Genomic DNA, 13,670 nt, shown 5'->3' on the forward strand with positions numbered 1-13,670 from the left:
GATGGCAAAACGTCAGCTCGAAATCGGCATGCCGCGCAAGCTCGGATTGTCCGGGCGGAAGCAGGATAAGGTCAAGCTGCTGTTCGTCGGCCAAAGGCTGAACGACGGGATTTTGTTCAAAACATTGACGTACATCATGCTGATCTCGATTTCGGTATTGTACTTGTCCCCGCTGTTTTACATGCTGTCGACGTCGTTCAAGGACATCAGCGATTTGATCGACCCGGCGGTGCACTGGATTCCGCGGACGCTCAAGCTGGAAAACTACGCGGATGCATTCAAAGGCTTGTTGTACTTCAAGTCGCTGGGCCACACGCTGTTCATGGCGCTGTCGGCAGCGATCGCGCAGATGCTGTCGTGCGCGATTACCGGTTATGCGTTTGCCCGGCTTCATTTTCCGCTCAAGAACGTGCTGTTCGTCATCGTGTTATTGGCTTTCATTATCCCGACGCAGACGATGGCGATTCCGCTGTACGTGATGTTCGCCAACCTCGGCTGGCTGAACACGCCGCTGCCGATCGTTGTGCCGGCGCTGTTCGCCCAAGGGATCAAGGGCGCGCTGTTCATTATTATTTTCCGCCAGTTCTTCTCAACGCTTCCGAAGGAGATGGAGGAATCGGCCCGAATGGACGGCGCCGGGGCGTTCCGCACGTATTGGAAAATCATGCTCCCGCTGGCCAGGCCTGCGCTGTTGATCGTTTTTCTGTTTTCGTTCGTGTGGCATTGGAACGCTTATTTCGAACCGGCTTTGTATTTGAAGAACGAAAACTTCCTCGCCATGGCGCTGCAGCTGGATTGGATGCAGGGCAGGCTGAACGACTTGTCGCTGAGCTCGAACGGACTGCTCGCCGGACAATTCGACATGAACGAACCGATCCGGATGGCCGGGGCGCTGCTTATCATTTTGCCGCCGCTTGTGCTGTATATGTTCGCGCAGCGGTATTTCGTCGAAGGGATCGAACGGACCGGATTGGTTGAATAACGGAGCGCGGAAGACCGGCGGTTGAGGAACGATCCGCGTTCCGGCCGCTTCCGATTCTGATTCGCACTTAGGAGGAGCTGCGATGGTTTCAGGTCAAATTGAACAATTATTTCGACATCCGACGAACGCGTTTCGCGGAAAGCCGTTTTGGTCGTGGAACGGCAAGCTGGATCAAGAGGAATTGATCCGGCAAATTCATGTGATCAAGGAGATGGGCTTCGGCGGTTTTTTCATGCATTCGCGGACCGGCCTTGCGACCGAATATCTCGGAGAAGAGTGGTTCCGGCTGATCAACGTTTGCGCCGAGGAGGCGGAGAAGCTTGGCCTTGAGGCTTGGCTGTACGATGAAGACCGCTGGCCGAGCGGTACGGCGGGCGGACTTGTGACCCAAGATCCGCGCTATCGCAAGCGGTATATCCGTCTCTCCGTTATCCCTGCGGAGTCGTTTCAATGGGATAGCATATTCATCGCATTTGCGTGCCGGCTGGAGGGAATGGCTTTCTACGAGGCAAACCCGCTTGCGGAAGGGGAATTGCCGGCTGCCGGCGAGGGCTTGAGCGTGCTTGCGTTTACGATCGAGGAGATGGAGACGGAAAGCTTCTACAACGGGTACACGTATGTCGATACGCTGAACCGGGGGGCGACGGATGCGTTCCTTGAACTGACGCATGAGCGCTACTTGCGTCATAGCAGCCGCTATTTCGGCGGGGCGATCAAAGGGATCTTCACCGACGAGCCGCACCGCGGCACGCTGTTCGACGGCTTCGGCGTCAGGAACCGGGATGCGCACTGGCTTGCGCCGTGGACGCCGGCGTTGTTCGATACGTTCCTGGAGACGTACGGGTACGACCTGTCGGAGAAGCTGCCGGAGCTGTTCCTGCAGCCGGAAGGCCGAACCGTATCCCAGGTGAAATGGCATTACGTGGAGCTGCTGCAGCAACTGTTTCTCGACAATTTCGCCAGACCGATCAACGCATGGTGTGAGCGCAACAACCTGATTCTGACCGGACACGTCCTGCACGAAGACAGCCTTACGGCGCAAACGGCGATGTGCGGGTCGATGATGCGGTTTTACGAGCATATGGGTTATCCCGGCGTGGATGTTCTGACCGAAGGGAACCGTGCCTATTGGATCGTCAAGCAGCTTGCATCCGCAGCACGGCAGCTCGGCCGTCAATGGCTGCTGTCGGAGCTGTACGGCTGCACCGGCTGGCAAATGCCGTTCGAAGGGCATAAGGCGGTCGGCGATTGGCAGGCGTTGTTCGGCATCAACGTCCGCTGCCATCATTTGTCCTGGTATACGATGGAGGGCGAGGCAAAACGCGATTATCCGGCCAGCATCTTCCACCAATCGGCTTGGTGGCGGGAGTACGAGGCGGTGGAGACGTATTTCTCCCGGCTCGGCGTCGTGCTCAGCCAAGGGAAACCCGTCTGCGATGTACTTGTCGTGAACCCGGTGGAGAGCGTTTGGTGCCAGGTGTACCCGGGCTGGTCACGGTATTTGGGACCGCAGTCCCCGGATGTGCAGCATCTAGAGCGGATGTACGCGGATTTGTTCCATTGGCTCGCCGGAGCGCAGATCGACTTCGATTACGGCGACGAAGAGATGATGAGCCGCCTCGCCCGAGTGGAGCAGGACAATGAAGGCCGTCCGCTGCTGAAGGTGGGCGAGGCGGCGTACCGAACCGTCGTTGTCGCCGGGATGACGACGATTCGCCGGTCGACTGTCGAGCTGCTGCGGCGGTTCGCCCGTGCGGGCGGGCATGTCGTATTCGCCGGAGAGCCGCCGGCTTATGTCGATGCGCGCGAATCCGGCGAAGCCGCGATTTTATCGCAAGAGGTGGGTGCCGTGCTGATTCCGTTCGCCGCCGATGCGATTATTGCCGCCTGCGTGCTGCAAGGCGATGGGCGGGTAACAGTGACGGACGCCGTGACGGGTGAGCGGCTGGAGCACATCTATTGCCAGGCGCGGACAGACGGGGATACGTGTTACGTCGTGCTGCTGAACGTCAATCGCGAAGCTTGGTACCGTAGCGCCATCGTTAAGATTGAGTGGTCCGGCGCTGTGCAGGAGTGGAACTGCCTTACGGGGGAACGCACCTCCGTTCCCGGCGCCGTCTTCGGCGATGGATTCGTGCAAATTCGCACGTCGTTCCCGCCAAGCGGCGAAAAGGTGTATTCGATCACTCGCGGAAGCCGGGACGAATCGAGCGGAATGATGCTTGGCCACTCTAATGCCTCAATAGATTCTAACGGACCGGTTCCGGCTGCGCCATCATCGTTCCCGGATGAGTGCCCGGACGATGTGGCGGTCGTGCTGGAAGGGCCGTTCCGGTACGCGTTGTCCGAGTCTAATGTCCTCGTACTCGATCAGGCCGCGTACCGGATCGATGACGGGGAATGGCAAGCCGATACGGAAATTTTGAAGGTGGATCGCGCCGTCCGAAAGTCGTTTGGCTTGCCGTATCGGAGCGGGGACATGATCCAGCCATGGTATGCCGGTCAACAAAAATTCGAAACGAAAGGGAAAGTTGCGCTTCGATTCGATTTTTACATGAAGGATCGGCCTTCGGGAGAATTGTCTTTGGTCATGGAACGGCCCGAACGGTTCGACGTTCGCTTGAATGGCGGAAAAGTGCATGTGACAGGTACGGACTCTTGGTGGGTTGACCGCAGCATGATCCGAATTCCGCTGGAGCCGGAATCGCTGCGAGAGGGGATCAATTCGCTGCAGCTCGAAACGATGTTCCATCAAGGCGTTGAGCTTGAGGCGGTTTATTTGATCGGCTCGTTCGGCGTCACGCTGGAAGGCAGTCGGAAGACATTGACCTCGCTGCCGGAAACGTTGGCTGTCGGGGATGTCACGCGGCAAGGCTTGCCGTTTTATTCCGGCGCGATCACCTATTTACTGGAGAGTGCGGGGGTAAGAGAGGATAACGATGCAACCGGAGATAAAGATGAAAATGCCCAGCCTCGCGGAGAATGGTTCGTCTCCTTCCCGTCGTTCGAAGGGGCTTGCATCCAAGTGAGTTCGGCGGTTGGTGAGAGGCGTTTGATCGGCTGGCAGCCGTATGAGGCTAACATTACGCGCGAACTGGAAGCCGGCGTTCCGGTCGAAGTCCGTGTTACGCTCACCCGCCGCAATACTTTCGGGCCGCTGCATCTCGTTTCCGTATATAGCCCGGCTTACGGCCCGGACCTGTTCCTGACCGAAGGGGACGGCTTCACCGATTCGTATACGCTTGTTCCGTCCGGACTTACGGACGCGCCGAGGATCGTATATCGACGATTCTGAGAGGGGGTGATGGCGCAACAGGATTCATGACATTTCGATCGCAACCAGAGCGGCAACATGGACGTTATCTGCACAGATAAATACAAGGAGGTATTTATGTTGAAGAGGCGAAAGTGGTTCATGCACTTGATGGTCGTTGTGATGCTGTTGGCTTCATTTCCTTACGGTCCCGCCGCCGCAATGGCGGCAAACGCTTCCTCCGCTGCGTTCGAGTTCAACACGGACGGAGATGCCGAAGGCTGGATGGCTTTCCGCAACGGCGTTGAAAGCTACGATGTCAGCGGCGGCGCGCTGCATGTCCGTTTAAACGGAATCGATCCGAACTGGTTCGCTCCGAAATTGAACTTGCAGACGACCAAGGACCAGTCGCTCGTCATTCGGATGAAAGCGGACAACGGAAGCACGGTGGCGTTTTATTACGAAACCGATCTACACCCCGGCTTGTCCGAAAGCAAACGGATCGTATTCGGCATTACGCCGGACGGACAATACCATGAATATCAGATCAATTTAGGTTCCATTCCGCAATGGGAAGGGGTTGTCGGCAATTTCCGGATGGACTTGGAGCCGGCGACGAGCGTACCGGCTAACGTAAGCATCGACTACATACGGATTGCCGAAAAGTCCTCGTTCAGCTTCGAGTTCAACGGTTCAACCGATGGCTGGAGCTCAGCGTACGGTTTGACGCCTTTGTCGGCAGGACCGAACGCGATTACGGCAACGGTTACAGGGGAGGATCCGCAAATGGTATCCCAATCGATCGGGAAACCGAGTGGACAGCTCGGCATCATGAAGCTGCGCGCCCGGGTGACGGCCGGTTCGAGCTTCACGTTTTATTTTACGACGGACAGTTCACCGCAATTTTCGGAAAATCAAGCAATCCGCGTTCCGGCACAGGCCGACGGGCAGTTCCACGAATACATCGTCAACTTCTGGGAACATCCGTCGTTTGAAGGCGAAATCGGCATGCTCCGCATGGATGTAGATTCACCCGACGACATGACCGGCGCGGAATGGGAAATCGACTATATGCGTTTTACGGGCGTTATTCCGCCGGTCTTCGACTGGAGCGAAGACGGCAATGCCCAAGGTTGGGCGCCGTACCACAGCTTTTCGCCTTTTGTCGTTTCCGGAGGTGAATTGCAAACCCAAGTGACCGGCGGCGATCCGTATTTGGGCGTATCGAACATCGAGGGCGTGATCGGCGAAAGAGACAAAACGTTGAATGTCCGCATGCGCTCGACCGGTGGTAAGTTCGTTTCGATCTTCTTTACGACGGACACGGCTCCCGGTTTTTCGGAAGCTCGCCGGATCGATTTTACGATCGAATCGGACGGTACGCTTAAGGATTATTCCATAGCCGCAGGCGATCATCCGGAATGGAAAGGAAAAATTACCGGCATTCGGTTCGATTTGGAGGGCGATGCGCAAAACGCTTCCTTTGCGCTGGACGACGTGCGGTTTGTGTCGAGTCCGGCCGGCGCCGAAATTTCCGTGAAGCGGACGCGTCCTTCCTTGAACGTTGGGGAGGAAGCCGAAATTTCGGCTGAGTTCAACAATACCGGCGGAAAAGCGATGTTCAACCCGCAAGCCGAATTGGTGCTGTCCCCGGGACTGGAGCTTGTTGCCGGAACGGCGGCAACGCCGCTGACGGACATCCTCCCTGGACAGACGCAGCATTTGACTTGGAAGGTGCGCGGAACAGGCGCGGCACCGTCGCAGGTGGATGTCCGGCTAAGCGCGTCAGGCGTTGCTTACGGCAGATCGGTTCCGCTGCCTGTCTTCGATCCGGTTCCGGCAGCTAGTCCGAACCGGCCGACGGACGCCAGAGCCGTCGTGGATGCCGCAACCGGACAGGCGATGGTGGAGAATGCCAACGTTCGCGTCGTATTCCCGCATGCTTCGTTCGGTTATGGACAATATCAGGTGTACATGTGGGCGGACGGCGGCTGGCAGCTGATGGCGACGACCCAGCCTTTTGCAAGCGCCATAGTCCGTCAGAGCGACGGCGGCGACGAGACGGTCGGATTTTATCCGGATTCGGCGCGTGTCGTCACCGGCGAAGAAACGGAAAGCGGCCAGGCCGGCATAGCGTTCCAAGGCCAATCCGTCGATCGGGAAGGGAGAACTTGGGACTACCGCTTCACCTTCAAATTGAAAGCGGATGATGAATTCGTGCGGGTTATTCAGCAAGTGACCGCGGACCGAGCGGCCAATTTGTTGAATATGACCGGACCGGTGCTTACGGTTGGCGAAGGCAGCTTCGGTTCGGCGAAAGACGAAGCGCTGTTCCCGGGCCTCGAGTGGCTGACGGGCAACGAATCGTCGTCCAATAAGCTGGATACGATTACGCCGGAATATTTGCGCCTCGTTCCGCATCCTTACAAAATAACGATTCCGCTGATGGCCGTGCGAAGCGGGAATAAAGTGGTCAGCCTGATGTGGGACCCGCTTCAGCTGTGGGATGGCACGAACAGCTTGCCTGCCGCGAAATTCGCGTCCCCGAACTGGGTGGAGAACCAGAATAATCACGTGCTCGGGCTGTCGGCGCTTAGCGTTCCGACATGGGTGAAGGAGAACAAAGAGGTTGCCGAGCATCCGTATCCGCTCCAGGCCGGGCAACCGATCGAGCTGCAGGCGCAAATCGCTGCGATTAAGGGAGATTCGGTCACCAAAGCAGTCGAATCGTACATGAAAGCCAATGGATTGCCGAAGCCGCCGGAGGTGAACGATTTTGCCGGGCAGGTCGACTTGGGACTGGATGCGTTCCTGCGTACGTATTGGGTGCCTGAGGAAAAAGGCTGGCGCCATGTGAACATTGAATCATGGGGCTCCGCCAAATTTACGTCCAACCTCGTCATCCTGCGGCTGCTCGGCATGAGCGATCCTAACCGGAAGCAAGTGGCCGAAGACCGCATTCAGGAAGTGCTGGACGATATGCCGAACAAAGGGCAGCTCGGAAACCCCGACGGGCATGTGCTGCAGTGGCCTGCTCCGTTTTATTTCGGCTACATGAACGAATCGCTGGATACGCTGCATGCCTACATGCAGGCGCGGATCAACAGCCAGGATGCTTCGGGAGCATGGTTGTTCCATAACGGGGCGACGCCGAACAATCCGCCGCTCGGCCAAGACGGCGAGCCGATGATGGGGGCGACGGCGTTGAATGCGAAGAATCTGTTGAAATATGCCGGCATGACCGGGGATCAGGCTGCCAAGGAAGCGGGCATGAAAGGCTTGAATGCATTGGAGACGATGGGCGATATCCCGCGTGCAGGGCAAACCTGGGAAGTGCCCGTGCATACGCCGGACATCTTGGCGGCAGCCAATGCGGTCGGCGCTTATGTCGAGGCTTACAAGCTGACGGGCGACGAGCAATATATTCATAAAGCGGTTAAGTGGGCCAAAGCAGGCTTGCCATTCGTGTACACCTGGTCCGTTCCGGAGCGTCCGGTCATGCTGTACGGCTCAATCGCCGTATTCGGTTCGTCGGCCTATATTAACCCATGGTTCGGCCGACCGGTACAGTGGAACGGTTTGGTTTACGCTTATGAGCTGCTGGAGTTGGCCCGCTACGATCAGTCGATGCCGTGGGAGAAGGTCGCCGAAGGCATTGTCTCGAGCGGCGAACGCCAGCAAGCTTCCGATGCGTCCGATCCGTGGCGCGGCGGTTATCCCGACTCTTGGAAGCTCGTTTCCAATAGCAGATCCGATCAAGTAATGCTCAATCCGGAGGAGATCGTCAAAAATATTTTCAAACAACGCGCATTGGACGGCAAAGGGCCGGAGGTCGACTTCTCGGCGATTGCGATCCCGGGATGCCCGAGTTCAAGCCAAGGCAATGCGTCCTGCAAGGAAACGCGGGTGGCATCGCTTGCTGCAATTGTCGATACGTCGCCGTCCAACACGGAGCATCTCGTTTCGTTCAAGCTGAATTATCCGGCGGGCGAAACGACGTACGTGCTCGTATCGCAGAGGGAAAAGCCGAAGCGCATTGAAGTGAACGGTGCCGGGCTGAATGAAGCATCGGATTTGAGCACGGTTCAGACGGGCTGGAATTATTCCGCCACAAATGGGTTCCTCGTATTGAAGGTGAAGCATGCGTCCCAGGATAAGGTCAAAATCCACTATTGAGGCGGATGGAACAGCGCGTATCGTTGAGGTTTGCCGGTATGATTGCCTGCGGCGAGACGGGTACACGCATTCAATGGCTTAGACGTTGCGGCGGAGGGCTTGGCGAAAGCGAATTTGCGTCAAGTCTTCCGTCCGACCCGCTTTGTGTTTTTTTCGCGAGAGCTCCCGTCAGTATGGGAATGTCCGTCGCCGGTTTCATCCTATGTTCCGCGTCGATATGAATAAACACGTCTTAGAGGTCGAATAGGTGCAGTCACTTCATTCTCCAACGGAGGTTATACGATGAGAGGTTTTAACAAGACCATGTCGATTACGCTAACCACGATTCTTTCATTCGGGTTCCTAATGAGCCCTACACCGGGGCGGCAAGTTTACGCCGATGCCATTCCCGCTCCGACCGCGAACACGCGAACGGTCGATGAATTCCGGCCGGCGGCGATCGTCGATGATTTCGAAACGCCGTTGTCTTCCGAATGGCAGGCAGGCGACAATGTGATGGGTATCTCTATCGAGAGCAGCGCGCCCAATACCCGTACCTCCTATGACGGATCGGGGATGCTCAATGCGATGAGCGTGCGCAATTTGCAAAACAACGTATGGCGCACCGTGTATCGGCAATTTGCAGCTCCGGCCGATTGGAGCGCGTCGCGTTATGTCATGATGGCCTTCAATCATTACGGCTATTTGCCGAACAACGATCCGTTCCTTGTCCGCATCAAGCTTTACAGCGGCAGTGACTCGGTCGAAGGCATCGTCCGAACGTATGAGAATAAATGGAACAAAATTGGGTTGTTTATCGGCGATTGGGCGGGACGAAGCGCCGTAGACAAAATCGAGATCAGCTGGCAGCACGCATACGACCGCGCCAATTACCCGGACGATCCGTATCCGAACTGGCCGGATCCGCAGTTCCAGATCGATTATTTGCATTTGGCGAACGATTTGGGCTGGCAGTTCTCGCACGACGGCGATGCCGAAGGCTGGACGTTCGACAACGGCATCGTGAACCCGATCGTTGCAGGCGGCATGCTGGCTTTTGATATAACCGGCAACGATCCTTATATGGTTTCGGCGCCGGTTCGATGGGATGCCGAAGCGAACAACACCTTGACAATCAAGATGCGTAACGAAACGGCGAATACGGTCGGCAAAATCTATTGGACGACGGATGCAGAACCGGGCTTTAGCGAATCGAAGTCCCGCACCTTCGCGCTTCGTCCGAACGATGCCGGCTTTACCGAATATACGGTCAATATGATCGGACATCCGCTGTGGACGGGGACGATTACTCGGCTGCGCCTCGATCCGGCGGAAAACGCAACGTCGGCGGGCACGATCCACATCGATGGCATCAGCACAAGCAAGGAGACGTACGCACAGGTCGAGCATATCGGCGTCGTCAGCAAAGTTCGGGCAACGGACGCGATGATCGAGGTAGACGGTTTCGTTCCGGAAACGGTTGACGTTGCGGGCCGAAGCTGGGCGCTTTACGAAGTGGCGCCGTATCAGTACGAGCTGGATACCGAGCAGCTGACTCCCGTTGCCACGGAAGCGGGGCCGCTTGCAGGCAGGCAGTTCCGGTTCGAAATTCCGCGCCTCGACGGCGCGCGCGACCGCTACTACTCCAAATACGTCGTTGCGCTCACCGACGATAGCGGCGGTGATCCGCAATACGTCGATGCGCCGAAATACGTCACCGACANCTACTACTCCAAATACGTCGTTGCGCTCACCGACGATAGCGGCGGTGATCCGCAATACGTCGATGCGCCGAAATACGTCACCGACATCGCTTTTGCCGCCGAGCATCAGTTTCCGTACCCGACGGCCCGTTCGAAGAAAGGGCTGCAGGTGCAGATGGTCGACGATGCCGAAGAACTGGGCATCAGCCACGCGGCGATTAACGTCAATTACGGCACCCTCATGTACAAAACGAACAGCAACCCGGCGGATACGATCGAATATGTGATGGACGGCGAAACGTTTTATTTCAAAAAAGGCGCCGTCGAAGAACTCGATCGGCAAATCAAACCGTTGTCCGACAACGACATGATCGTCAACTTGATCCTGCTTATGTATGATTTGGTCGATCCCGGCACGCCGAACGAATATTTGATCCATCCGGAAGCGGCGCGCGGCAAAGGCATTGTGTATGCGTTCAACTTGACCAATGAAATCGGCGTCAAATATTTCAAAGCGGCGACTGAATTCCTGATGGACCGTTATACGCGGGAGGACGAAAAATACGGGCGAGCCGTCGGTTACATCGTCGGCAATGAGGTAGACGCCCAATGGGATTGGGCGAACATGGGCGAGAAGACGCTCAGTCAGTTCATGGATCAATACGAGCGCACCGTTCGGGTTGTTTACGAGGCGGCACGCAAAAAATACAGCGACCCGCGCGTATATATTTCGCTGACGCACGCTTGGACGCAGCCTAACGCGGAACCGACCCGTTATTACAAAGGGCGCGACGTCATCGACAAAATGAACGCGTTGTCCAAAAAATACGGGGATTTCCCATGGCATGTCGCTTACCATCCGTACCCGGAAAACCTTTTTAATCCCGCGACATGGAACGATCAATTGGCTATCGACAGCATCGATACGCCAAAAGTGACCTTTAAAAACTTGCATATTATTGACCAGTATATGGGCAAGCCGGAGATGGCTTACAACGGGGAACGCCGCCGGATTATTTTGTCCGAGCAGGGCTTTCATTCGAGCGACTACTCGGAGGATGCGATGAAGCTGCAGGCAGCCGCTTATGCGTATGCCTACTACAAAACGCAATTTTTGGATGGCATCGATGCGTTTATTTTGCATCGACACGTTGACCATAAGCTGGAATACGGCTTGCGCCTCGGTTTATGGACATGGGATGACGGCAGGGAGGGAGTGGGTTGGCCGGGCGAGAAAAAATACATCTACAACGTGTTCCGTGACATCGATACCGAGAAATCGCTGCAAGTGACCGAATTTGCTAAGCCGATCATCGGCATTGCCGACTGGGGCGAAATTGCTCCGGGCTTCGATCCAACAGTATTGGCGCAGCGGGTGGCGCCGGTTTCGCTGCCTGTCGAGATCAACCAGAAGCCGGTGAAGGAGAAGGATATCGCCGGCGGCGATCGCTTCGAGGACGGCACGGACGGGTGGCAGATCGCGGACAACGCGTATGCGCTGGATGCGGTTGCGGCGGGCGCATATAATGGCAGCGGCGCGATCGAAGTGAAATTCAACGCGGAAGCGAAAAATTGGCGCGGGGCGTTCAAGCAGCTTGCCTCACCGTTTGACGCCGGGAACGCTCCTTATTTGAACGTTGCCGTCAAGCTGAATAACATGGCCCAGGGCGATCCGTATTACGTGAAGATCAAGGCGTACAGCGGGCTTGAAGTCGCCGAAGGCATCGCGCAGGTCGATCCGCAGTACGGCTGGGCGAACGTATCGCTTGATTTGAGCGGCTGGTCTGGCAAAAACGCCGTCGACAAAATCAAAGTGTGGGCGCAATCGCCGACGAACCGTAACTGGAACGGCTCGATGCTGCTTGACGATGTCGTGTTCAGTGCGAAGAACGGCTCGACCGGCGGCTTGAAAAACTTCGAAATCGCCGGTTCGCTGAACAGTGCGGAGCTGGCCGTCGGCAGCATCGTGACGATCGATGTCACGAATCGCGATGCGGATGCGATGAAAGGCAAGATTGAGCTCGGGCCTGTCGGCGATATTACGTTTTCGACCGATAAACTGGACGTTAAGGGTTTGGCATTCGGCCAATCGAAACGATTTACGGTTACCGTTACCGGGTACACGCCGCCTGCCGTTCAAGGCGTGACCGGCATTCGGTTCGTGTATAGGGATATGGAAAGCACCTTGAAACTCGCCGAGCAAAAATATAACGGCGAAGACCAAGTACCCGCGAACGTGAAGCTGCTGTACAACTTCGAAAAGTCGGCGAACGGCTGGACAGCCGGCGAGAACGCGGTGAGCGTCGCTAGGGTGGAGTCGTTCCTGAACGGTCCCGGCAGCCCGTCGCTCGGCTCGTATGCGCTTGCCGTCAACATGGCGTCGGTCGCGGCGAACCAGTGGCACTCGGCATCGGTGACGCCATCCGCCGCGCTCGATTTGTCGGATGCGGCAGCGTTCCGGTACGACGTTAACGGCTATGGCGGAGTAGGCTCGGCCTATGAAACGCGGCTGCGCCTGTACAGCGGCAGCGAAGTGTTCGAGCAGATCGTTCCGATCCAAGCCGATCATTGGAACACGGTTCACGCCGATATTTCCGGTTGGGCCTACAAAAACAACGTAACCCGAATCGAAATTTCGTTCCGGGCACCCGAAAGCACGCTCAACTGGGGCGCGCAGTATCAGATCGACTATGTCGGTTATGTCAAGCAATAACGATCTCGTTCCGGGAGGCAACATGGAATGGCGTGGAACGGAATGGCGTGGAACGAAACGGAATGGCATGGAACGCAACGGGATGGCATGGAACGGAACGGAATGGAATGGAATGTCATGGCATGGAATGGAATCGAATCGAATCGAATCGAATGGGATTGATCGGATAGTAGCAGACATGTCAACGTAGATCAGATTGAACGGCGCGCCCTTCTGCTGTTGCAGCACAGGAAGCGGCGCGCCCAACTAAACCCCAGCCGCTTTAGCCAACAAAGCCGCCTTAACCAACACAGCGGCATCAGTCAAACAGCCTCCTCAGCCAACACGGCAGCCTTAGCCAACAAAGCCGCCTTAGTCAACACAGCCGCCTTAGCCAACACAGCCGCCTTAGTCAACACAGCCGCCTCAGTCAAACAACCGCATTCGTCAAACAGCCGCCTCTTCAACACACACGCCACAGCCAACACAACCGCCTCAATCGGCCGAACTCGCTCGAAGACAGTTTCCCGCTGATTTAACTGGATTTCATGTAGTTAAATTGTGGGGTTTTGGCTAAAAAACAAAAAATAAATGGAAAACATGCATTTAATGTTACGGCTTTCTTGAGATATGGCTTAATCGAGCCGATTTAACTACATGTTTTCCAGTTGTTTGTTTCGAAGTAGGCGTTTCATTAAAATTAACTACATGATTTCCAGTTGTTTCTCCATGCGGCAATCCAACAAACCAATTCGCCTTGAAATCTAACTCTCAACTGGACCTCTGTCAAGAAAGTGGACACCCAAAACCAATTAACCTACGCGTTTGTAGTACATCGACTCGAACTGAGTGGGCGATACGTACCCCAAAGCTCCGTGAATTCGT

The 13,670-nt window shown here is 56.2% G+C and carries 5 protein-coding genes; all 5 read left to right on the top strand.

All coding sequences use genetic code 11. The features are described 5' to 3' along the window. The first annotated feature begins 1 nt into the window (after position 1). The 5 genes from AC0LWM_RS14420 (at position 2) to AC0LWM_RS14440 (ending at position 12,968) form a co-directional block, all read left to right on the top strand. Positions 2 to 982 carry a carbohydrate ABC transporter permease gene (locus AC0LWM_RS14420; protein ID WP_474675647.1) on the top strand — a complete coding sequence of 327 codons (981 nt, stop codon included), beginning with the start codon at positions 2 to 4 and terminating at the stop codon, positions 980 to 982. Positions 983 to 1,064: 82 nt separating this feature from the next. Then, positions 1,065 to 4,277 carry a type 1 glutamine amidotransferase family protein gene (locus AC0LWM_RS14425; RefSeq protein ID WP_474675648.1) on the top strand — a complete coding sequence of 1,071 codons (3,213 nt, stop codon included), beginning with the start codon at positions 1,065 to 1,067 and terminating at the stop codon, positions 4,275 to 4,277. A 96-nt stretch (positions 4,278 to 4,373) separates the two neighbouring features. Then, entirely contained in the window at positions 4,374 to 8,411 is a 4,038-nt protein-coding gene (locus tag AC0LWM_RS14430) for a COG1470 family protein (RefSeq protein ID WP_474675649.1), read from the top strand. A gap of 1,425 nt (positions 8,412 to 9,836) precedes the next feature. Next, a complete protein-coding gene (locus tag AC0LWM_RS14435; RefSeq protein WP_474675657.1) occupies positions 9,837 to 12,806 on the top strand; it encodes a DUF5722 domain-containing protein in 2,970 nt (989 codons plus the stop codon). Between the two features lie 27 nt (positions 12,807 to 12,833). Next, complete coding sequence (locus tag AC0LWM_RS14440; protein ID WP_474675650.1) at positions 12,834 to 12,968, top strand: hypothetical protein; 135 nt, start codon at positions 12,834 to 12,836, stop codon at positions 12,966 to 12,968. Positions 12,969 to 13,670: the final 702 nt, after the last annotated feature.

The organism is Paenibacillus sp. sgz302148 (assembly GCF_056120465.1).